The sequence below is a fragment of the Pseudomonas protegens CHA0 genome (assembly GCF_000397205.1).
In the GTDB taxonomy this organism is placed as follows: Bacteria; Pseudomonadota; Gammaproteobacteria; order Pseudomonadales; family Pseudomonadaceae; genus Aquipseudomonas; species Aquipseudomonas protegens.
In genome coordinates, this window is record NC_021237.1 from 3,444,745 (window position 1) to 3,467,652 (window position 22,908).

Here is a 22,908-nt window from a genome sequence, read left to right on the forward strand (position 1 = left end):
AACTGCCGAAGTGGCCCAGGTGTCGTAAGGGGCGCCTGAAACAGCCGGGATCGGCTGATCACGGCTATTTCACAGCCGATTCTGTCGTCAAGGCTCTACACCTTGGTCCAGAGCGGTTGCGCAAGGCCAGGGCGTGTTTTCTTGTCATGCAAAAATGCACAGTCGACCTGCAGCTTTCCGGGTTGTAATTGGCAAATTTGCACTGCTACGATCCGCCGATGCTCGCGCGCGAGCCTCATATAAAAAACAATAAAAGCAGGGAGTTAGTGATGACTGCTCAGGTTTCATCCCAGGCGAGCCGGGCCTGCGACGCCACCCCGGACGAAGTGTTGGTCGAGGTGCGCAACCACATCGGCTACCTGACCCTAAACCGCCCCGCCGGCCTCAACGCCATCACCCTGTCGATGGTCCGCACCTTGCAGCAGCACCTGGACCACTGGGCCCAGGATCCGTTGATCCACGCCGTCGTCCTGCGTGGCGCGGGGGACAAGGCTTTCTGCGCCGGCGGCGATATCCGCTCGCTGTACGACAGCTACCACAGCGGCGACAGCCTGCACCAAGACTTCTTCGTCGAGGAATATGCCCTTGACCTGACCATCCACCACTACCGCAAGCCGGTGCTGGCGCTGATGGACGGTTTTGTCCTGGGTGGCGGCATGGGCCTGGTGCAAGGCGCCGACCTGCGGGTAGTCACCGAGCGCAGCCGCCTGGCGATGCCGGAGGTGGCCATCGGTTACTTCCCGGATGTTGGCGGCAGTTACTTCCTGTCGCGCATACCCGGTGAGCTGGGGATCTATCTCGGAGTCAGCGGCGTGCAGATCCGCGCCGCCGATGCCCTGTACTGCGGCCTGGCCGACTGGCACCTGGACAGCAGCAAGCTGGACCTGCTGAACCAGCGCCTGGACCGCCTGCACTGGAGCGACTCGCCCCTCAAGGACCTGCAAGGCCTGCTGGCCAGGCTCGCGGTGCAGGCCCTGCCCGATGCGCCCCTGCAAGCCTTGCGCCCGGTCATCGACCACTTCTTCGCCCAGGCGGACGTACCCAGCATCGTCGAGCAACTGCGTACCGTCACCATTGCCGACAGCCATGAATGGGCGCGCAGCACCGCCGACCTGCTGGAAACCCGCTCTCCCCTGGCCATGGCCGTGACCCTGGAAATGCTGCGCCACGGCCGCCAGTTGAGCCTGGAACAATGCTTCGCCCTGGAACTGCACCTGGACCGGCAGTGGTTCGAGCGTGGCGACCTGATGGAAGGCGTACGCGCCCTGATCATCGACAAAGACAAGACTCCGCACTGGAATCCGCCCACCCTGGCGGCCCTCGACGCCGATCGGGTGGCGAGCTTCTTCAGCGGTTTTGACGGCAGCGGGAGCTGAACTCATGCACGACATTGAACTGACCGAAGAGCAAGTGATGATCCGCGACATGGCCCGGGACTTCGCCCGAGGCGAGATCGCCCCCCATGCCCAGGCCTGGGAAAAGGCCGGCTGGATCGACGATGGCCTGGTGCGCAAGATGGGCGAACTGGGCCTGCTGGGCATGGTGGTTCCCGAGGAATGGGGCGGCAGCTACCTGGACTACGTGGCCTATGCCCTGGCAGTGGAAGAAATCGCCGCCGGCGACGGCGCCACCGGTGCCCTGATGAGCATCCACAACTCGGTGGGCTGCGGGCCGATCCTCAACTACGGCAGCCAGGAACAAAAGCAGCAATGGCTGCCGCGCCTGGCCGCTGGCGAAGCCATCGGCTGCTTCTGCCTGACCGAACCCCAGGCCGGCTCCGAAGCCCACAACCTGCGCACCCGCGCCGAACTGCGGGACGGCCAGTGGGTAATCAACGGCGCCAAGCAGTTCGTCAGCAACGGCAAGCGCGCCCAGCTAGCCATCGTTTTTGCAGTGACCGACCCGGAACTGGGCAAGAAAGGCCTGTCGGCGTTCCTGGTGCCCACCGACACCCCGGGCTTCATCGTCGACCGCACCGAACACAAGATGGGCATCCGCGCCTCCGACACCTGCGCCGTGACCCTCAACCAATGCACCATCCCCGAGGCCAACCTGCTGGGTGAACGGGGCAAGGGCCTGGCCATCGCCCTGTCCAACCTCGAAGGCGGGCGCATCGGCATCGCCGCCCAGGCCCTGGGCATCGCCCGCGCCGCCTTTGAAGCCGCCCTGGCCTACGCCCGGGAGCGGGTGCAGTTCGACAAGCCGATCATCGAACACCAGAGCATCGCCAACCTGCTGGCCGACATGCACACCCGCCTGAATGCCGCCCGCCTGCTGATCCTCCACGCCGCGCGCCTGCGCAGCGCGGGCCAGCCGTGCCTGTCGGAGGCTTCCCAGGCCAAGCTGTTCGCCTCGGAAATGGCCGAGAAGGTCTGCTCCTCGGCCATGCAGATCCATGGTGGTTATGGGTATCTGGAGGACTATCCGGTGGAGCGCTACTACCGTGACGCACGGATTACCCAGATCTACGAAGGCTCCAGCGAGATCCAGCGCCTGCTGATCGCTCGCGAGTTGAAGCATTACCAGCTGTAGGCATTGACGCCGAAAACAAAAAATCGCAGCCGGGGCTGCGATTTTTTTTGGCTGTTCCCTCGTGGGAGCCGGCTTGCCGGCGAGCAGGCCCCTGAGTCATGCGCTGCCCTCGGGGACGCCTTCGCTGGCAAGCCAGCTCCTACGTGGCTAGGACGCTGCGGTTACTGGTCCTTGAACTGCGGGTCACGCTTGGCGATGAAGGCGGCCATGCCTTCTTTCTGGTCCTGGGTGGCGAAGGCGGCGTGGAATACCCGGCGCTCGAAGCGCACGCCCTCGGACAGGCTGACTTCAAAGGCGCGGTTCACGCTTTCCTTGATCATCATGCTCACCGGGATCGATTTGCCGGCAATCACCGCTGCCACTTTCAGGGCTTCTTCCACCAGATCATCGGCCGGCACGATGCGTGCGACGATGCCGCAACGCTCAGCTTCCACGGCGTCGATAAAACGCCCGGTCAGGCACATTTCCATGGCCTTGGCCTTGCCGACCGCGCGGGTCAGGCGCTGGGTGCCGCCCATGCCCGGCAGCACGCCGAGGTTGATTTCCGGTTGGCCGAACTTGGCGTTGTCGCCAGCCAGGATGAAGTCGCACATCAGCGCCAGTTCGCAACCGCCGCCCAGGGCGAAGCCGTTGACCGCGGCGATGATCGGCTTGCGCCGGTTGGCCACGCGGTCACTGTCGCTGAATAGGTCGTCGAGGTAGATCTGCGGGTAGCTCAGCTCGGCCATTTCCTTGATGTCGGCACCGGCGGCGAAGGCTTTCTTGGAACCGGTGATGACGATGCAGCCGATCTGCGGGTCGGCTTCCAGGCGATCCAGGGCCTGGTTCACCTCGCCGACGATCTGTGCATTGAGGGCGTTCAGCGCCTGGGGGCGGTTGAGAGTGATCAGGCCAACCCGGCCCTTGATGTCCAACAGAATGGTTTCGTAGCTCATGAATCAGCTCCTGCTAAAAGTCAGAGATTGCGCGAAATGACCATGCGCTGAATGTCGCTGGTGCCTTCGTAGATCTGGCAGATGCGCACATCGCGGTAGATCCGCTCCACCGGGAAGTCGCTCAAATAGCCATAGCCGCCCAGGGTTTGCAAGGCCGCGGAACAGACCTTCTCGGCCATTTCCGAGGCGAACAGCTTGGCCATCGAGGCCTCCACCAGCGCCGGCTTGCCGCTGTCGCGCAGGGCCGCGGCGTAGTGCACCATCTGCCGCGCCACGGCGATCTGGGTGGCCATGTCCGCCAGGCGGAAGGCCACGGCCTGGTGCTCGATGATCGGCTTGCCGAAGGTTTCGCGCTCACGGGCGTAATCCCGTGCCGCTTCGAATGCGGCCCGGGCCATGCCCACCGATTGCGAGGCAATGCCCACGCGCCCGCCTTCAAGGTTGGCCAGGGCGATCTTGTAGCCCTCGCCCTCCTCGCCCAGGCGGTTGGCCAGCGGCACCTTCACATCCTCGAAGAGGATCTGGCAGGTGTCGGAGGCGTGCTGGCCGAGCTTGTCCTCGACGCGCGCGACCTTATAGCCCGGCGAGTCGGTGGGCACGATAAAGGCACTGATGCCGCGCTTGCCGGCCGCCGGGTCGGTGACCGCGAACACGATCACCACCCCGGCGTTCTGCCCGGAGGTGATGAACTGTTTGCAGCCGTTGAGCACATAGTGGTCGCCGTCGCGGCGGGCCCGGGTTTTCAGGCTGCTGGCATCGGAGCCGGCCTGGGGTTCGGTCAGGGCGAAGGCGCCGAGCATGGCGCCACTGGCCAGGGGCTTGAGGAAGCGTTCCTTCTGGTCATCGTTGCCGAATTTGAGGATCGGCACGCAGCCCACCGAGTTGTGCACGCTCATGATGGTGGAACAGGCGCCATCACCGGCGGCGACTTCCTCCAGGGCCATGACATAGGCCAGGTAGCCGGTGTCGCACCCGCCCCACTGCTCGGGCACCAGCATGCCGAAGAAACCCAGCTCGGCCATCTCGGCAATGGCTTCCTTGGGAAAGCGGTGCTCGCGGTCCCAGTCGGCGGCGAAAGGCTTGAGGCGCTCCTGGGCGAATTGCCGGGCCGCGTCGCTGATCTGCAGTTGTTCGTCATTGGGCAACATCGGGATTCCTCGTTACAGGCATTCAACGGCCATGGCCGTGGCTTCACCACCGCCGATGCAGATCGCGGCCACGCCACGCTTGAGGCCTTTCTGGCGCAGGGCCGACAGCAGGGTCACCAGGATCCGCGCACCGGAAGCGCCGATCGGGTGGCCCAGGGCGCAAGCGCCGCCGTGCACGTTGACCTTGGCGTGGGGGATTTCCAGCTTGCTCATGGTGACCAGGCTGACCACGGCGAAGGCTTCGTTGATCTCGAACAGGTCGACCTCGTTCAACGACCAGCCGGTCTTCTTCATCAGCCGCTCGATGGCACCCACCGGGGCCACCGGGAACAGCCCGGGGGTATCGGCGAAGGCCGCGTGGCCGTGGATCACTGCCAGGGGCTTGAGGCCGCGCTTGTCAGCTTCGGAGCGGCGCATCAGCACCAGGGCCGCGGCGCCGTCGGAGATCGAGCTGGAGTTGGCCGCAGTCACGGTGCCACCGTCGCGGAACGCCGGTTTCAAGGTGGGGATCTTGTCCAGCTTGGCCTTGGGCGGCTGCTCGTCGTCGCTGATCAGCTTCGACTCCTTGCCGACCATCACCTGCAGGGGAACGATCTCGTCCTTGAACAGGCCATCCTTGATCGCCTGCTGGGCACGGGTCAGGGAAGCCACGGCGAAATCGTCCTGGGCCTGGCGGGTGAAGCCGTTGGCCTCGGCGCAATCCTCGGCGAAGGTGCCCATCAGGCGGCCCTTGTCGTAGGCGTCTTCCAGGCCGTCGAGGAACATGTGGTCCAGCACCTTGCCGTGGCCCATGCGGTAGCCGCTGCGAGCGCGGTCCAGCAGGTACGGGGCGTTGGACATGCTTTCCATGCCACCGGCGATCACCACCTCGGCACTGCCGGCCAGCAGCATGTCGTGGGCCAGGATGGTGGCCTCCATGCCGGAACCGCACATCTTGTTCAGGGTGGTGCAGCGGGTGCCCTTGTCCAGGCCGGCGCCCAGGGCGGCCTGACGGGCCGGGGCCTGGCCGAGGCCGGCGGACAGCACGCAGCCGAACAGCACTTCTTCGACCGCCTGCGGTGCAATGCCGGCGCGCTGGACTGCGGCGCGAATGGCTTCGCTCCCCAGTTGCGGCGCGCTGAGGCCTTTGAGGTCCCCCTGGAAACCGCCCATGGGGGTACGGACGGCGCTGACGATGACAATCGGATCTTGGGCAATGGACATGATGAATCCTCCTTACTTGGCGGCCATGCGCAAGGCGCCGTCGAGACGGATCACCTCGCCGTTGAGCATGCTGTTTTCAATGATGTGCCGCACCAGCGCGGCGTACTCGGCGGGCTTGCCCAGGCGTGGCGGGAATGGCACGCCGGCGGCCAGGCCGGCCCGCACTTCGTCGCTCATGCCGGCCATCATCGGGGTTTCGAAAATACCCGGGGCGATGGTCATCACCCGGATGCCGAAGCGTGCCAGCTCCCGGGCCACCGGCAGGGTCAGGCTGGCGATGGCGCCCTTGGAGGCAGCGTAGGCCGCCTGGCCGATCTGCCCGTCGAAGGCGGCGATGGACGCCGTGTTGATGATCACCCCGCGCTCGCCGTCGGCATTGGCCGGGCTTTCGGCAATGGCTGCTGCTGCCAGGCGCAGCAGGTTGAAGCTGCCGATCAGGTTGACGTTGATCACCTGGCTGAAGCTGGCCAGGGTGTGGGGGCCGTTCTTGCCGAGGATTTTCTCGCCACGCACGATGCCGGCGCAGTTGACCAGGCCGTTGAGCCCGCCAAAGGCCTTGACCGTGGCCTGCACCGCCGCTTCGGCCGCGGCTTCCTGGCTGATGTCGGCCACCACGCTCTGGCAGCCCAGCTGCTGGGCCTTGGCCGCCACGGCCTCGGCATTGAGGTCCACCAGCATCACCCTGGCGCCGGCGGCGACCAGCATTTCGGCGCTGGCGGCTCCCAGGCCGGAAGCGCCGCCACTGACGAGAAACACCTGGTTTGCAATGTCCATCATTCAAATCCTGTTCATGCGGTAGCTGTTGACGCCGCGGCCTCTTGAGCCTTGGCGATTTCCTGGTTGCGCAAGATAAAGCGCTGCAATTTGCCGCTTGGGGTCTTCGGCAATTCGCTGACAAATTCGATTTCACGGGGGTAGGAATGAGCCGCCAGGCGCTTGCGCACGTGCTGGCGCAACTCCTCTGCCAGCTCATCGGTGGCGCGGTACTGCTCGCTGAGCACCACGAAGGCCTTGACCAGTTCGGTGCGCTCCGGATCGGGCTTGCCCACCACCGCCGCTTCCACCACGGCCGGGTGTTCGATCAGTGCGCTTTCCACGTCGAACGGGCCGACCCGGTAGCCGGAGGTGGTGATCACATCGTCGCTGCGGCCCACGAAGCTGATGCTGCCGTCCTGGTTCAACTCCACGGTATCGCCGCTTAAGTAGTAGTTGCCGACAAAGGCCTTGGTCGGCACCCCGGCGTAACCGGCGAACCAGCACATGGGTGACCGGCTGCGGTCGATGGCCAGAATCCCCGGCTGGCCGACGCCCAGTTCCTGGTAGTGCTCATCCAGCACCACGATGCGGTGGCCCGGCGAGGCGAAACCGGCGGCGCCGACATGCACCGGGTGCTCCAGGCCGTGGTGGTTGCACAGCACCATGCCCAGCTCGGTCTGGCCGTAGTGGTCGTGGATCACCACGCCCAGTTGTTCGGCGAACCAGCGGATGACTTCGGGGTTGAGCGGCTCGCCGGCGCTGCTGACGATACGCAGGCGGCCCTTGATCGAACGGGCGAACTGGTCGCCGCCAGCGATCAGCAGGCGGTAGGCAGTGGGCGAACCGGTGAGGTTGGTGATGCCGTACTTGTTGATCACCCGGCAGGTGCTTTCCAGGGTGAAGGGGCCATCGTAGAAGGTGATCGGGTGGCCCAGGCCCAAGGGCCCGGTGACGCCGAAGTAGATGCCGTAGGCCCAGCCCGGGTCGGCGACGTTCCAGAAGGCGTCTTCCGGGCGCAGGTCCACGGCGTCGCGGGTGTAGGCCTGGAACGCGACAATCGCTTTGAGCGGTACTTCCAGGGCTTTCGAGGGGCCGGTGGTGCCCGAGGTGAACATCAGCAGGAATGGGTCTTCGCCGGTCAGCAGCACGGGCTCGCACTGGGCCGGGTACTGTTCCAGCTCGGCCCAGAAGCTGAAGTCACCGCGCACGATGCCCTGGCCCTTGGCGCCTGCGACCGTGACGATGGTCGGGCACTCGGCGACTTCCGCCAGCTTGGGCCGGTTCACCGCGTCGCTGACCACCAGCTTGGCCTTGGAGCTGTTGAGACGGTGCTCGATGGCCTTGGGGCCGAAGGCGGTGAACAGCGGCTGGTACACCGCGCCAATGCGCCAGGTGGCCAGCACCGTGATCAAGAGTTCGACATTGCGTGGCAGCAGCCCGGCGACCTTATCGCCCTTGCCGACCCCCTGGGCCAGGAAGAAGTTGGCCAGGCGCCCGGCCTTGTCCTGCAGTTCAGTGAAGGTGTAGCTGGCGCTGCTGCCGTCCCGGCCTTCCCAGAACAGCGCGATGCGCCCGGGCAAGGCATGCCGGTCGCAGCACTCGACACAGGCATTGAGGGCTGAGAGCGAGCCCGCCAGGGCCGACTCCATGGTGTGCTGATAATCGAATTCCTTGATAGCAGACAGGTAGTTGCGCATTGCCAGAATCCCTCACTGTTCTTATTAGGATGGGAACCTCATGAAAATCAGGGAAATACTGGCGCCAGAGCCCTCGTGGAACAATGGTCAAAGCTATCAAGTTGCGTGACCGGTTTGGCCAAGAGCACGCCCCGCCACGGTTGGCGGCGGCACCTGAAATTGCCGTAGGCGCTGGCTTGCCAGCGAAGGCGTCAGCCCGAGCGGTGCAAGACTTGCGGGCCCTTTCGCCGGCAAGCCGGCTCCTACGGGGGATGGGGGTTACCGGCTCCTACGGGGGGATGGGGTTACCGCCTGTGTAGGAGCTGGCTTGCCAGCGAAGGCGTCGTCTCGGGCGGTACAAGGCTTGCGGGCCTCTTCGCCGGCAAGCCGGCTCCTACGAGAGGTGCGGGTCGTTGAGGATCAGGCTGCGGTAATGCCCGGGGTTGGAACCGGACCATTTGCGAAAGGCCTTGTAGAACGAGCTGGTATCGGCAAACCCCAGGCGCCCGGCAATCTCGGCAAAGCTGATCTGCGGCTCGGCCAGCCAGACAATCGCCAGTTCCTTGCGCACGCTGTCCTTGAGTGCCTGGTAGCTCTGGCCCTCTTCGGCCAGGCGCCGGCGCAGGGTCGAGGCGGACATGCACAGGCTCTGGGCCAGGCTTTCGCTCTCGGGCCACTGCTCCCCTGGCAGTTGCCGCAACTGCTGCTTGATGCGGCTGGCCAGGCTCTCGGGGTCGCGGTACTTGACCAGGATGTTGGCCGGGGCATGGGCCAGGAAGCGCTTGAGCTCTTCCTCGCTGCGCTTGATCGGCAGGTCCAGGCAGTCGGCGGCGATGATCATCCGCGTGCGCGGCCGCTCGAAACGCAGGTTGTCGGAGAACATCACCCGGTAGTCGTCGCAGAAATCCGGCTGCGGGCCGCGCAGCTCGATGGCCAGGATCGGAATGCGCCGGCCCGCCAACCAGCAGGCCACGCCGTGGACAATCATCCAGTAGGTGAAGTAGGTAAAGGCCCGCCTAGGCTCGTGTTCATCCTCCAGCAGGACGATTTCCGCCAGGCTCTGCTGGTGCACCAGCTGCGCCGGCATGCGCTCGAACATCAGCGTCAGAAAGCCCAGCACCGAGTCCAGCCCGCTGGCCAGGGTCGGCTGGGCCATGGCCGAGCGGCAGAGAAAGGCCAGGCTGCCGGACTTCAGGCGGCGCGGGTCCATGCCGAAGAACTCATCGTCCAGGCGCCGCGCCAGCAGGCGCCAGAGCCGTGCATAGGCACTGGCCGGCACCCGCGCCGTGCCCTGCTGCAGGCCCGCCGGGTCGATCCCGACCTTGTGCAGCACTTCATCGGTGGCGGCGCCCGGGGCGCAGCTTTGCAGCAGTGCCTCGCGCACCAGTTGCATGGAAATGGTGTCTTTTTCCGACATCGCGGCCAACGGTTTACTCAATCCTGGGATGGCCATCTTAGGCAGTGACCGGGAAAAAGCCAGTGGGCTTTGGTCCCCCCCCTGCATGCCCTTTGCCACTCTCCGCCAGCCAGGGCCCGGTAGCAGCGGACTGCGTCCGATGTTCAGAAGTAAACCCGAGACCACGCTGAAATGGTCGCCACCAGGACAAGATAAATACCCATAAGGAAGTGATTTATCCCAAGAATTGCTAGGAAAAGACTGAATGTAGTCAGGTCCGCATAAGCATCATTGAATGCGCAGTTATTAGGAATTAGTCTCGTTTGCGATTTAATCTCATCAAACAAACGAGTGATTCCAATGAATAAAAAATCCCCACCTGCCTTGCCGCCACGCCACTTCCTGGCCTCCACCATCGGCTTCGCGATCGCCTCTGTACCAGGCGTTGGCGGCGCCGCAGAACAGCAGAAACCGCTGCAGCTGGACAGCATCAAGATCGAGACCGAAGAGCATCGCGGCTACAAGGTCGAGCGCTCGTCCTCCGCCAAATACGTCGCGCCTCTTCTGGATACCCCGCAAACCATTACCACGATCCCCTCCCAGGTGATCCAGGAGCAGCAGGCGCTGAACCTGCGCCAAGTGCTATCCAACGTCTCCGGCATTACCTTCAACGCCGGCGAAGGTGGCGGCGGCTCGGGAGACAGCATCAACATCCGCGGCTTTTCGGCCAACAGCAACCTACAGATCGACGGCCTGCGCGACAGCGCGCAAAGCAACCGTTCCGACACGTTCAACGTCGAACAGGTCGAGGTCATCAAGGGCCCCAACTCGGTATTCGGCGGTGCCGGCACCACTGGCGGCAGCATCAACGTGGCCAGCAAGCAGCCCAAGGACCAGGCTTTCACCCGTCTGGGCGGCAGTATTGGCAGCGACAACTACTACCGGTTGACCCTGGACGGCAACCAGCCGCTGGAAGGCGTCGGCACCAACAGTGCGCTGCGCATCAACCTGATGGGGCATCAGAACGATGTGCCCGACCGCGAGAAGATCGACCGCCAGCGCTGGGGCATTGCTCCGTCACTGCGGCTGGGTTTCAACAACACCACCCGCCTGACTCTCAGCGCTTTCCACCAAAGCGACGACAACCTTCCCGACTACGGCGTGCCGGCGCGCGACGGCAAGAGGCTGGCCGGCGTCAAGCGCGATGCCTACTTCGGCTGGAAGAACCTCGACAAGGAACAGATCGAGCAGAGCGCCTTCACCGCCAACTTCGAGCATGAGTTCAACAACTACCTGCGCCTGCAGAACTTGACGCGCTACAGCCACACCGCACGCGACACCATTGTCTCCGCGTCCCATACCAACACCAGCCGTGTCCCGCCGGGCCGCTACCTGCCGGCGGGCCCCCAGGCCTATGGGCGCGACGCTACCACCGAGATGTGGATCAACCAGAGCAACCTCATCGGCGATTTCGAGCTCGCCGGGATGCGCCATGATCTGACGGTGGGCCTGGAGCTGTCTCACGAAACCCTGGACCTGAAGACCTACAGTCACGGCCTGGGCAGCACCCTCTACCCGGCCCTCGGCTATGACCTGGGCCATCCACCCGGACGCTGGAATGGTCCGATCAGCAAGACCACCGGCGGCTACACCGAGACTCGCCTGACGGACCAGGCGCTGTACCTGTTCGACAACATCGCCCTGCATGAACAATGGGACCTCAACCTGGGCCTGCGCTATGACAAGATCCGCGGCAAGGCCGACAGCTACTCCGGGGCCCATGTGAAAACCTCGAAGCGCGCCTCCGATGACGCCAAGGTCAGCGCCCGCACGGGCCTGGTGTTCAAGCCAACCGAGAACGGGCGGATCTATGCCGCCTGGGGCAACTCCTTCAACCCCTCCGCCGAGAACCTCGCCTCGACCGGCAGCGGCCTCAACGCCAATACCGAGGAGCTGGCGCCGGAGAAGAACGAAACCTGGGAGCTGGGCACCAAGTGGGAACTGCTGGACAAGCGCCTGGAGCTGGACGCCGCGCTGTTTCGCGTGGAGAAGAGCAATGCCCGGGAAACCATGTCCGACGGCTCCACCCAACTGGCCGGCAAGAAGCGGGTACAGGGCGTCGAACTGGGCCTCACGGGGCGTGTGACCGAGCATTGGAACCTGTTCGCCAACTACACCTTCCTCAACAGCGAGACCCTGAAGGCCGCGGACACCGCTTCCGGGATCGCCCGCAAGGGCCAAGCCCTGGGCAACACCCCACCGCGCTCGTTCAACCTCTGGACCACCTACGAATGGCCGGCTGGCTGGACCCTGGGTTACGGCACTCGTTATGTCAGCGAACGCAACGTCACCTCCAGCACCCAGGCCAAGCTGGACGCCTACTGGGTACACAACGCCATGCTCAGCTACAAGGTCAACCGCAATCTCGACCTGCAACTGAACGTCAATAACCTGTTCGACAAGGACTACGTGGAACGAGTACGCCAGCAGAGTGGCTCAACCGCCCGCTCCTCGGCCATCGAATACGGCGATGCACGCTCGGCGATCATGACAGCCAGCTATTCGTTCTGACCCACCCCTCCAGGCGAAGCCCTTTTGGCCAGGGCCTCGCCGCCGTTCTGCGCGGTTTTTCGCCCGGCAAGCCCGACCACGCAGCAAACCAATACGCAATTTTCTCGATTTTTCCCGGCAAGGCCGGACAAATCCTTGCCCAATGGCGGCTGGCGCCGGCCGAACGTTTTCAGTGCAGTGCAAAAAAGTATCGGTTTCAGTGTTATGGATGATTTGTCAGAGCGGTCGTTGAGGGCTGTAATCAGCCCACCTTCTTCCTCGGCAGAGGAAGACATAACAACAATAACCGTCCTTCTGCAGCCCTCACCGGCGCAGGACAGGAGTGAACGATGAAACCCTGCAGCAAAGCCCTGCTCCTCACCACCTGCATGACCCTCAGCAGCGTCACCCTTGGCGCCCAAACTCTGACCATCGCCACCGTCAACAACAGCGACATGATCCGCATGCAACGCCTGTCCAAGACCTTCGAGGCCGAGCACCCGGACATCAAGCTGAACTGGGTGGTGCTGGAAGAGAACGTGCTGCGCCAGCGCCTGACCACCGACATCGCCACCCAGGGCGGGCAATTCGACGTGCTCACCATCGGCATGTACGAAGCCGCACTCTGGGGCGCCAAGGGCTGGCTGCAACCGATGCAGGACCTGCCGGCCAGCTATGAGCTGGACGATGTCTTCCCTTCGGTGCGCGAGGGCCTGTCGGTCAAGGGCACTCTCTATGCCCTGCCGTTCTACGCCGAAAGCTCCATGACCTACTACCGCACCGACCTGTTCAAGGAGGCCGGCCTGAGCATGCCCGAGCGGCCGACCTGGGAGCAGATCGGCGAATTCGCCGCCAAGCTCAACAAGCCCGACCAGGAGCAATACGGCCTGTGCCTGCGGGGCAAGGCCGGCTGGGGCGAAAACATGGCCCTGATCACCACCCTGGCCAACAGCTATGGCGCACGCTGGTTCGATGAACAATGGCAGCCCGAGTTCACCGGGCCGGAATGGAAGAACGCCCTGAGCTTCTATGTCGACAACATGAAGAAGTCCGGACCACCGGGGGCTTCGAGCAACGGTTTCAACGAAAACCTGGCGCTGTTCAACAGCGGCAAGTGCGCGATCTGGGTCGACGCCAGCGTGGCCGGCTCTTTCGTCACCGACAAGAGCCAGAGCAAGGTCGCCGACCATGTGGGCTTCACCTACGCGCCGCACCAGGTCACTGACAAGGGCAGCGCCTGGCTGTACTCATGGTCCCTGGCGATCCCCGCCAGTTCCAAGGCCAAGGACGCCGCCAAGACCTTCAGTGCCTGGGCCACTTCCAAGCAGTACGCGGCCCTGGTGGCCGAGAAGGATGGCATCGCCAATGTGCCGCCGGGCACCCGCGCCTCCACCTATAGCGAGACCTACATGCAGGCCGCGCCGTTCGCCAGGGTCACCCTGGAATCGCTGAAGGTCGCCGACCCGAGCAAGCCCACCCTAAAGCCCGTGCCCTACGTCGGCATCCAACTGGTGACCATCCCCGAGTTCCAGGCCATTGGCACCCAGGTCGGCAAGTTGTTTTCCGCCGCCCTGATCGGCCAGACCACGGTGGACCAGGCCCTGGCGGCCGCGCAGCAGAGCACCGAACGGGAAATGAAACGCGCCGGCTACCCGAAATAACCCGGCTCTCCCTGTAGGAGCCGGCTTGCCGGCGAAGAGGCCCTTGAGTCTTGCGCAGTGTTCAAGGGCGCCTTCGCTGGCAAGCCAGCACCTACGGGCAGCCCGGCCGTGCCAGCGCCGTGTCGGGCCCCCCTGTACCCAACTGGTTGTGACCCTTATGAATACCTCGACTGCCAAGCTGCATGTGCAACCGCAGGCGGCGCCTCGCAAAAGCCGCCTGGCCAACCCAGGCTGGTTCCTGGTCAGCCCCTCGGTGGCGCTGTTGCTGCTGTGGATGATCGTGCCCCTGGGCATGACCCTGTACTTTTCAGTGATCCGCTACAACCTGCTGTACCCCGGCGAGAACCAGTTCGTCGGCCTGGAGAACTTCAGCTACTTCCTCAGTGATTCGGGCTTTGTGCCCGGGGCCACCAACACCCTGTTGCTGGTGGGCAGCGTACTGCTGATCAGCGTGGTGTTCGGGGTACTGATCAGCGCCCTGCTGGAGGCCAGCGAGTTCCTCGGCCGGGGCATCGTCCGGGTGCTGCTGATCTCGCCGTTCTTCATCATGCCCACGGTGGGCGCGCTGATCTGGAAGAACCTGATCTTCCACCCGGTGTCGGGGATCCTCGCCGCGCTGTGGAAACTGTTCGGCGCCCAGCCGGTGGACTGGCTGGCGCACTACCCGCTGCTGTCGATCATCGTCATCGTTTCCTGGCAGTGGCTGCCGTTCGCCATCCTGATCCTGATGACCGCCATGCAGTCCCTGGACCAGGAACAAAAGGAAGCCGCGCGCCTCGATGGTGCCGGGCCCATCGCCATCTTCTGGCACCTGACCCTGCCGCACCTGGCCCGGCCGATTGCCGTGGTGGTGATGATCGAGACCATCTTCCTGCTGTCGGTGTTCGCCGAGATCTTCACCACCACCAACGGTGGCCCGGGCTACGCCTCCACCAACCTGGCGTACCTGATCTACAACCAGGCCCTGGTGCAGTTCGACGTCGGCATGGCTTCGGCCGGCGGGCTGATCGCCGTGGTCATCGCCAACATCGCCGCGATCATCCTGGTGCGGATGATCGGCAAAAACCTGACTGACCAGAGCTGAGGTGGCCGCCATGACCCTGCAACAATCCCGACGCCTGCAAAGCCTGCTACTGGGCACCCTGGCCTGGGCCATCGCGATCCTGATCTTCTTCCCGATCTTCTGGATGGTGCTGACCAGCTTCAAGAGCGAGATCGACGCCTTTGCCACGCCGCCGCAATTCATCTTCACGCCAACGCTCGAGAACTACCTGCACATCAACGAGCGCAGCAACTACCTGGCCTTCGCCTGGAACTCGGTGGTGATTTCCTTCAGCGCGACCGCCCTGTGCCTGCTGATCGCGGTGCCGGCGGCCTACTCCATGGCCTTCTTTGAAACCCGCAACACCAAGCGCACCCTGCTGTGGATGCTCTCCACCAAGATGCTGCCGCCGGTGGGCGTGCTGATGCCCATCTACCTGCTGGCCAAGAGCTTCGGCCTGCTGGATACGCGCATCGCGCTGATCGTGATCTACACCCTGATCAACCTGCCGATCGTGGTGTGGATGGTTTACACCTACTTCAAGGACATCCCCCGGGACATCCTCGAAGCCGCCCGCCTGGACGGCGCCACACTGGCCCAGGAAATGCTGCGGGTGCTGATGCCCATCGCCAAGGGTGGCCTGGCCTCCACTGCACTGCTGTCGCTGATCCTGTGCTGGAACGAGGCCTTCTGGTCGCTGAACCTGACCTCTTCCAACGCCGCCCCGCTGACCGCGCTGATCGCCTCCTACTCCAGCCCCGAAGGGCTGTTCTGGGCCAAGCTCTCGGCGGTCTCGACCCTGGCCTGCGCGCCGATCCTGATCTTCGGCTGGATCAGCCAGAAGCAGTTGGTGCGCGGCCTGTCCTTTGGCGCGGTGAAGTAACTCTGAAATTGCGGAGACATCCCATGGCTCACCTGAAAATCAGCAACCTGCAAAAAGGCTTCGAAGGCTTCGACATCATCAAGGGCATCGACCTTGAGGTGAACGACAAGGAGTTCGTGGTCTTCGTCGGCCCCTCGGGCTGCGGCAAGTCCACCCTGCTGCGGCTGATCGCCGGGCTGGAGGAAGTCAGCGGCGGCAGCATCGAGCTGGACGGTCGCGACATCACCCAAGTCAGCCCGGCCAAGCGCGACCTGGCCATGGTGTTCCAGACCTACGCCCTGTACCCGCACATGAGCGTGCGCAAGAACATGTCCTTCGCCCTGGACCTGGCGGGGGTCGACAAGGCCCTGGTGCAGCAGAAGGTCGACGAGGCGGCGCGCATCCTGGAACTGGGGCCGATGCTCGAACGCAAGCCCAAGCAGCTGTCTGGCGGCCAGCGCCAGCGCGTGGCCATTGGCCGGGCCATTGTGCGCAACCCGAAGATCTTCCTGTTCGACGAACCGCTGTCCAACCTCGATGCCGCCCTGCGGGTACAGATGCGCCTGGAACTGGCGCGCCTGCACAAGGAACTGCAGGCCACCATGATCTACGTGACCCACGACCAGGTGGAAGCCATGACCCTGGCAGACAAGGTGGTGGTGCTCAATGGTGGCCGGGTGGAACAGGTGGGCTCGCCCCTGGAGCTCTACCATCGCCCGGCCAACCTGTTTGTCGCAGGCTTTCTCGGCACGCCGAAGATGGGCTTTCTCAAGGGCCGCATCAGCCACGTCGACGGCCAGGGCTGCGAGGTCCAGCTGGATGCCGGGGCACGCCTGCGCCTGGAACAGAGCGGTGCGCAACTGAGCCTGGGCAGCGAGGTGACCCTGGGCATCCGCCCCGAGCATCTGGAGTTGGGCGAGCCCGGCCCGGGCAGCCTGGCAGTCACCAGCGACGTGGCCGAGCGCCTGGGCAGCGACACTTTCTGCCATGTCCGCAGCAGTTGCGGTGAAGCCCTGACCCTGCGTATCCGCGGTGACCTGGCGAGCCGCTACGGCGAACAGCTGCACCTGCACCTGCCCCCCCAGCACTGCCATCTATTCGATGCCCAGGGGGTCGCCGTGTCCCGCCCCCTGCGCGCCGCCGCCTGATCCCAGAGAGCCCTGCATGAAACTCAAACGCTTGAACCTCAGCCAACTGCCGCCCCAGGTACGGGTACCCGCCTACACCGTCACCGCCACCCGCCAGGGCATCGCGCACATTGGCGTCGGCGGCTTTCACCGGGCCCACCAGGCCTATTACACCGATGCCCTGATGAACCTGGGCCAGGGCCTGGACTGGAGCATCTGCGGGGTCGGCCTGCGCTCCGAAGACCGCCGCGCGCGGGACGATCTGGCCGGCCAGGACTACCTCTACACCCTGTACGAGCTGGGCGATGGCGACGGCCACGAGGTGCGGGTGATCGGCGCCATCAGCCAGATGCTGCTGGCCGAGGACGACGCCCAGGCGCTGATCGACAAGCTGGCCAGCCCGGAGATCCGCATCGTCTCCCTGACCATCACCGAGGGCGGCTACTGCATCGACGACAGCACGGGCGAGTTCATGCTGCACCTGCCGCAGATCCAGCACGACCTGGCCCATCCGCAACAGCCGCGCACGGTATTCGGCTTTCTCTGCGCGGCCCTGGCCCTGCGCCGGGCCGCGGGGATCCCGGCCTTTACCCTGATGTCCTGTGACAACCTGCCCCACAACGGCGCGGTGACCCGCAAGGCGCTGCTGGCCTTCGCCGCCCGCCGCGACGCCGACCTGCATGACTGGATCGAGCGCCACGTGAGCTTTCCCAACGCCATGGTCGACCGCATCACCCCCATGACCAGCACCGCCCACCGCCTGCAACTGCACGATGAGCACGGCATCGACGATGCCTGGCCGGTCGTCTGCGAGCCCTTTGTGCAGTGGGTCCTGGAAGACAAGTTCTGCAATGGCCGGCCGGCCTGGGAACAGGTCGGCGTGCAGTTCACCGACGACGTCACGCCCTATGAAGAGATGAAGATCAAGCTGCTCAACGGCAGCCACCTGGCCCTGACCTACCTGGGCTTTCTCAAGGGCTACCGCTTCGTCCACGAAACCATGAACGACCCGCTGTTCGTCGCCTACATGCGCGCCTACATGGACCTGGACGTAACCCCGCAACTGGCGCCGGTACCGGGCATCGACCTGGCGGCCTACAAGGACACCCTGGTCCAGCGCTTCTCCAACCAGGCGATCGCCGACCAGCTAGAGCGGGTGTGCAGCGACGGTTCGTCGAAGTTTCCCAAGTTCACCGTGCCTACCATCAACCGGCTGATCGCCGATGGCCGTGATACCGAGCGTGCGGCCCTGGTGGTGGCGGCCTGGGCCCTGTACCTCAAGGGCGTGGACGAGAATGGCCTGAGCTACCGGGTTCCCGACCCGCGGGCCGAGTTCTGCCAGGCCCTGGTGGCCGACGATACCTTGCTGACCCAACGTTTGCTGGCGGTGGAAGAAATCTTCGGCTCGGCGATTCCCCATTCCAGCGCGTTTGTCGATGCTTTCGAGCGCTGCTTCAACAGCTTGCGCGAACATGGCGTGAGCAAGACGCTGGAACGGTTGTTGGCCAGGCCCGTGTAGCCGCTGCCTCAGGCTCGGCAGCGGCTACAGCTCGACAGTAATCACCCACACCAGGAGCGACGATGACTCAACCCGCGCTTTTTCTCGGCCTCGACTGCGGCACCCAGGGCACCAAGGCGCTGATCCTCGACAGCCGGAGCGGCACCGTCCTGGGCCGGGGCGCTGCGCCCCACAGCCTGATCAGCGGCGCCAATGGCTGCCGCGAACAGGATCCCGCGCAGTGGCTGCAAGCCTGCACCAGCGCCACCCGGCAGGCCTTGCAGGCGGCCGGGGTGGATGGCCGGCAGGTGCTCGGTGTCGGGGTTTGCGGCCAGCAGCACGGTCTGGTGCTGCTGGATGACCAGGGCCAGGTGCTGCGCCCGGCCAAGCTGTGGTGCGATACCCAAAGCAGCGCCGAAAACCAGCGCCTGCTGGACTGGCTGGGGGGCACCCAGGGCTCCCTGGAGCGCCTGGGGCTGGCCATTGCCCCGGGCTACACGGTGTCAAAACTACTCTGGACCCGGGAGCAGCACCCGGAGCTGTTCCAGCGCATTGCGCATATCCTGCTGCCCCACGACTACCTCAATTTCTGGCTGACCGGGCGCTGCTGCAGCGAGTACGGCGATGCCTCGGGCAGCGGCTATTTCGATGTGCGCAGGCGCGACTGGGACCGCGCCCTGCTGGCCCATATCGACCCCAGCGGGCGCCTGGAACGGGCCTTGCCGCCGTTGCTCGAAGCGCACCAGCCTGTGGGCCGGATCCTTGCGCCGGTCGCCCGGCAACTGGGGATCAGCGCGGATGCCTGGGTAGCCAGCGGCGGTGGCGACAACATGCTGGGGGCCATCGGCACCGGCAATATCCAGCCCGGAATCATCACCATGAGCCTGGGCTCCTCCGGCACCGTGTATGCCTACGCCGAGCGCCCGCTGATCAGCCCCGAGCCTTCGGTGGCGACCTTCTGTTCGTCCAGCGGTGGCTGGCTGCCGCTGATCTGCACCATGAACCTGACCAACGCCACCACCCTGGTGCGCGAACTGCTGGGCCTGGACCTTGCCGCTTTCAACCAGCGCCTGGAGCAGGCCCCCATCGGGGCCGAGGGGCTGTGCCTGCTGCCGTTCTTCAACGGCGAGCGAGTGCCCGCCCTGCCCCAGGCCCAGGGCAGCCTGCACGGCATGACCCTGGACAACCTGACCCCGGCCAACCTGTGCCGCGCGGTGGTGGAAGGCACCACCTTCGGTTTGCGCTACGGCCTCGACCTGTTGCGCGCAGCGGGCCTGCACAGCCAGAGCATCCGGCTGATCGGCGGCGGTGCGAAAAGTCTGCTGTGGCGACAGATGGTCGCCGATATCATGCATGCCCCGGTGATCTGCCCCCGCGAGGCCGAAGCCGCCGCATTGGGCGCGGCGATCCAGGCAGCCTGGTGCCATGGCCGGCTGGATGATCCGGACCTGGACCTGCAACAACTCTGCGAGCGCTGCGTGCGCCTCGACCCGGGCAGCGAAACCCAGCCCCGGGCCGAACACGTGGCGGCCTACGAACCGGTGTACCAGCGCTATCGACAGCAACTGGCAAGCCTTTGAAGAGCGAATGACTATGTATCTGGTGTGTGGCGAAGCGCTGTTCGACTTTTTCAGCGCGGATGAGGCCGGGGCCCCGGCCAGTAAAGTGGCGTTCCAGGCGATCGCCGGGGGCTCGCCGTTCAACGTGGCAGTGGGCCTGCGCCGCCTGGGCGTCGATGTCGCCCTGCTGGCCGGGCTGTCCCGGGACTACCTGGGCCAGCGCCTGCGGCGGGTGCTGGAAAACGAAGGCGTGGATACCCGCTACCTGCGGGAATTCGACGCCCCCACCACCCTGGCCATGGTGGCCGTGGGCGCCGATGGCTCGCCCCACTACAGCTTTCGCGGCGAGGGCTGTGCCGATCGCCAGTTGCAAGAAGAGCACCTGCCGCAGCTCGACGCACAGGTGCGCGGGCTGCATATCGGCTCGTTTGCCCTGGTGGTGCAGCCGATTGCCGATACCTTGCTGGCCCTGGTGCGCCGTGAGCGGGGGCAGCGGCTGATCAGCCTGGACCCCAACGTACGGCTCAACCCGCAGCCGGATATCCAGCTGTGGCGCCAGCGCATCGCCGAACTGGCCGGCCATGCCGACCTGATCAAGGTCAGCGACGAAGACCTGGCCCAGCTGTACCCCGGGCAGGCGCCCGAAATGCTGATCCGGGGTTGGCTGCAAGGCAATGCCCGGCTGGTGTTCCTGACCCGTGGCAGCCAGGGCGCGACGGTGTTCAGCCGTGGGCATGGCAGCTGGTCGGTGGACGCGCCCCGGGTGGAGGTTGCCGACACCGTGGGCGCCGGAGATACCTTCCAGGCTGCGCTGATCACCTGGCTGACCGAACAGGGCCTGGATTCCCCCCAGGGCCTTGAACAGCTCGATCGCGAGCAGACCGACGCCCTGCTGCGTTTCGCCGTCAACGCCGCGGCCCAGACCTGCACCCGCACCGGCCCGGACCTGCCCTACCGACATCAACTCCCGTAGCCGCCGGCTTGCCGGCGAAGAGGCCCGCAAGCCTTGCGCAATTGCGGCTACCGCCTTCGCTGGCCAGCCAGCTTCTACCAGAGTCGTCGGTCAAAGCAGCGAGAAGTTGTAGCTGACGATCAGGCGGGTTTCGTCCATGTCGCGGGCGATCTTCTGGTAGTTGCTGCGGTAGGTGGCGTTGCGCAGGCGCAGGCTCACGTCCTTGAAGGCGCCGCTCTGCACCACGTACTTGAGCTCGCTGTCGCGCTCCCATTCGCGGCCTTCGCGCAGGCTGCCCGGGACCTTGATGTGGTCGCCGCTGACGTAGCGGGTCAGGAAGCTCAAGCCATTGAGGCCAATGGCCTTGAAGTCATAGTCATAGCGCAGTTGCCAGGAACGCTCCTGGATCGCAGCGAAGTCGTTGACCTGCACGTAGTTCACCAGGTACGGGTTGCTGCCATCCAGGTAAGGCATGGAGTTGTCGCCGTACATGCGCTGCCAGCCGGCACTGAACACGTGCCCGGCCACGCTGTAGCCGAGCATGGTGCTCAGGGCGCGGTTGTCGATGCCGCCGGCGCGCTCGGCGCCGGTGTCGGCACTCTTGAGCAGGCGCAGGTCGCCTTTGAGCACGCCGGGCCCCAGGGGCTGGTTGGCCAGCAGGCCGACAAAATGCTGACGGTAGATGTCTTCCAGCTCGGCGTAGTGGTACTGGCCGGTCAGGCGATCGTTGAACTTGTAGTCCACCCCATAGGTGTCGAAGTGATCCGCCGTGGTGTTGCAGGCGTAGCGCTTGTTCTTGCAGTGCACGCGGATGTCCTGGGCATCGCTGGAGTCCCGCGCGGTGTAGCGGTTCAAGCGGGCCGCGGTCAGGGTCAGGTCCTTGACCTCCCGGGAAGTCAGCACCGCGCCGTTGAACATGGTGGGCAGCAGGCGCCCGTCGTTGTACTTGAGCAGTGGCAGGTCCGGCAACTGGGCGCCGTACTTGAATACCGTCTGCGAGACCCGGACCTTGGCGGTCAACCCCAGCTTGGCGTACTGGTCCGCCGAGCCCCGCGGGTCGTGACCGCTGGAGGGCAGCAGGCCGCTGTTGCTGCGGTCGGGGCTGGAGTCGAGCTTGATCCCCAGCATGCCCAGGGCGTCCAGGCCGAAACCCACGGTGCCCTCGGTGTAGCCCGATTGCAGGTTGAGAATAAAGCCCTGGGCCGATTCTTCACGCTTGGATGCGCCCTGGTCGGTGCTGGTGTGGCCGTCGCGAAAGTCCCGGTTGAAGTAGATCGTGCGCGATTCCAGCTTGGCGCTGCTGTCTTCGAAAAAACCCGCCGCATTGGCCAGAGGGGCAAAACCCGCGCACAGCACGGCAGCGCCGAGGCCCAGCAATGGGCACGGATTGAGTAAGGGGAAAGGGGGACGCATGAACAGGCTCCAGCAGCAAATCAGTGACGCGAGGTAAAGAAAAAGACCCAGGTGAAATTCATCCAGCGAATCTGTGATCGCCAGCTGAATTGATTGAATCAATGAAGACCGGCAATGATGGCAGATAGCCCCTACCCTCCCAACCCGACTTTAGTCTGACGCCCGCCTGGTCATAACCGGCGCTACCCGTCCCGCTTTGCCAGCCATATCTTTGAAAAAACCGATCAATTTCAACAGTTTTAAAGCTGCAGAAAGCGTCAAAAAAACTGTCCAACTGCTCAGCTTCGCCTTCGGAACCCAGGCTGCCATAGCAGGTAATATCAAAAAGGCATCAGCTTTTCGTCTTACCGCACTACCGTTCGTCGGTTTTTTCAGTCATTTATTAACAAAAACCAACTATTTGACGCTTTCCATGATGACCATCATGAAGACGCTTAACTAATTGTTTTTAAACATTATTTTATGCATCGAAAAATAAACAAAACACAGCTGTCATTTATGTAACACAGCAAAACGTCAATTAAACGTCTCGACGTTATGGTAGTGTCAAAAAAAGAGCGTGATAGCGGCAATGTGCCATACGCCTTTTCAGAAGGTG

18 protein-coding genes are annotated in these 22,908 nt (G+C 64.3%); 10 read left to right on the top strand and 8 right to left on the bottom strand.

Going from position 1 to position 22,908, the window contains the following annotated elements; genetic code table 11:
* Positions 1–269 precede the first annotated feature (269 nt).
* Together PFLCHA0_RS15440 and PFLCHA0_RS15445 are read left to right on the top strand one after the other, a co-directional pair.
* Complete coding sequence (locus tag PFLCHA0_RS15440) at positions 270–1,376, top strand: enoyl-CoA hydratase/isomerase family protein (RefSeq protein WP_015635654.1); 1,107 nt, start codon at positions 270–272, stop codon at positions 1,374–1,376.
* A gap of 4 nt (positions 1,377–1,380) precedes the next feature.
* Entirely contained in the window at positions 1,381–2,532 is a 1,152-nt protein-coding gene (locus PFLCHA0_RS15445; RefSeq protein WP_011061350.1) for an acyl-CoA dehydrogenase family protein, read from the top strand.
* 161 nt (positions 2,533–2,693) lie between these two features.
* Here the strand turns inward: PFLCHA0_RS15445 and PFLCHA0_RS15450 are convergent, their stop codons facing one another.
* The 6 genes from PFLCHA0_RS15450 to PFLCHA0_RS15475 all read right to left on the bottom strand — a co-directional run bounded on the left by PFLCHA0_RS15450 (position 2,694) and on the right by PFLCHA0_RS15475 (position 9,667).
* A complete protein-coding gene (locus tag PFLCHA0_RS15450) occupies positions 2,694–3,467 on the bottom strand; it encodes an enoyl-CoA hydratase (protein ID WP_015635655.1) in 774 nt (257 codons plus the stop codon).
* Positions 3,468–3,487: 20 nt separating this feature from the next.
* Entirely contained in the window at positions 3,488–4,615 is a 1,128-nt protein-coding gene (locus PFLCHA0_RS15455) for an acyl-CoA dehydrogenase (RefSeq protein ID WP_015635656.1), read from the bottom strand.
* A 12-nt stretch (positions 4,616–4,627) separates the two neighbouring features.
* A complete protein-coding gene (locus PFLCHA0_RS15460) occupies positions 4,628–5,818 on the bottom strand; it encodes an acetyl-CoA C-acyltransferase (RefSeq protein WP_011061353.1) in 1,191 nt (396 codons plus the stop codon).
* Between the two features lie 12 nt (positions 5,819–5,830).
* Positions 5,831–6,592 carry an SDR family NAD(P)-dependent oxidoreductase gene (locus tag PFLCHA0_RS15465; protein ID WP_041752261.1) on the bottom strand — a complete coding sequence of 254 codons (762 nt, stop codon included), beginning with the start codon at positions 6,590–6,592 and terminating at the stop codon, positions 5,831–5,833.
* 14 nt (positions 6,593–6,606) lie between these two features.
* Complete coding sequence (locus PFLCHA0_RS15470; RefSeq protein WP_015635658.1) at positions 6,607–8,271, bottom strand: AMP-binding protein; 1,665 nt, start codon at positions 8,269–8,271, stop codon at positions 6,607–6,609.
* 373 nt (positions 8,272–8,644) lie between these two features.
* Positions 8,645–9,667, bottom strand: coding sequence for an AraC family transcriptional regulator (locus PFLCHA0_RS15475; protein ID WP_041120647.1), 1,023 nt, complete (start codon positions 9,665–9,667; stop codon positions 8,645–8,647).
* A gap of 339 nt (positions 9,668–10,006) precedes the next feature.
* Between PFLCHA0_RS15475 and PFLCHA0_RS15480 the strand changes: the two genes are divergently transcribed.
* Positions 10,007–12,217, top strand: a complete 2,211-nt coding sequence (locus PFLCHA0_RS15480) for a TonB-dependent receptor (RefSeq protein ID WP_015635660.1) — start codon at positions 10,007–10,009, stop codon at positions 12,215–12,217.
* Here PFLCHA0_RS15480 and PFLCHA0_RS31705 read toward each other — a convergent pair.
* Positions 12,205–12,492 (bottom strand): hypothetical protein, encoded by a 288-nt coding sequence (locus PFLCHA0_RS31705; RefSeq protein ID WP_015635661.1) that lies wholly within the window; start codon positions 12,490–12,492, stop codon positions 12,205–12,207. The two genes, PFLCHA0_RS15480 and PFLCHA0_RS31705, sit on opposite strands and share 13 nt — an antisense overlap.
* 93 nt (positions 12,493–12,585) lie before the next feature.
* Between PFLCHA0_RS31705 and PFLCHA0_RS15485 the strand changes: the two genes are divergently transcribed.
* The 7 genes from PFLCHA0_RS15485 (at position 12,586) to PFLCHA0_RS15515 (ending at position 20,918) form a co-directional block, all read left to right on the top strand.
* The gene (locus PFLCHA0_RS15485; protein ID WP_230493608.1) at positions 12,586–13,857 is read left to right on the top strand and encodes an ABC transporter substrate-binding protein; all 1,272 of its coding nucleotides are present in this window, start codon (positions 12,586–12,588) and stop codon (positions 13,855–13,857) included.
* Positions 13,858–14,014: 157 nt separating this feature from the next.
* The gene (locus PFLCHA0_RS15490) at positions 14,015–14,941 is read left to right on the top strand and encodes a carbohydrate ABC transporter permease (protein WP_011061358.1); all 927 of its coding nucleotides are present in this window, start codon (positions 14,015–14,017) and stop codon (positions 14,939–14,941) included.
* Positions 14,942–14,951: 10 nt separating this feature from the next.
* Positions 14,952–15,782, top strand: a complete 831-nt coding sequence (locus PFLCHA0_RS15495; protein ID WP_011061359.1) for a carbohydrate ABC transporter permease — start codon at positions 14,952–14,954, stop codon at positions 15,780–15,782.
* Between the two features lie 23 nt (positions 15,783–15,805).
* The gene (locus PFLCHA0_RS15500) at positions 15,806–16,909 is read left to right on the top strand and encodes an ABC transporter ATP-binding protein (RefSeq protein WP_015635663.1); all 1,104 of its coding nucleotides are present in this window, start codon (positions 15,806–15,808) and stop codon (positions 16,907–16,909) included.
* Positions 16,910–16,925: 16 nt separating this feature from the next.
* Complete coding sequence (locus tag PFLCHA0_RS15505) at positions 16,926–18,407, top strand: mannitol dehydrogenase family protein (RefSeq protein WP_011061361.1); 1,482 nt, start codon at positions 16,926–16,928, stop codon at positions 18,405–18,407.
* 62 nt (positions 18,408–18,469) lie between these two features.
* The gene (gene xylB / locus PFLCHA0_RS15510; protein WP_015635664.1) at positions 18,470–19,966 is read left to right on the top strand and encodes a xylulokinase; all 1,497 of its coding nucleotides are present in this window, start codon (positions 18,470–18,472) and stop codon (positions 19,964–19,966) included.
* A 13-nt stretch (positions 19,967–19,979) separates the two neighbouring features.
* Entirely contained in the window at positions 19,980–20,918 is a 939-nt protein-coding gene (locus PFLCHA0_RS15515; protein WP_041752264.1) for a carbohydrate kinase family protein, read from the top strand.
* A 90-nt stretch (positions 20,919–21,008) separates the two neighbouring features.
* On the opposite strand, the gene PFLCHA0_RS15520 is transcribed toward PFLCHA0_RS15515, so the two are convergent.
* A complete protein-coding gene (locus PFLCHA0_RS15520) occupies positions 21,009–22,310 on the bottom strand; it encodes an OprD family porin (RefSeq protein ID WP_015635666.1) in 1,302 nt (433 codons plus the stop codon).
* Between the last annotated feature and the right edge of the window lie 598 nt (positions 22,311–22,908).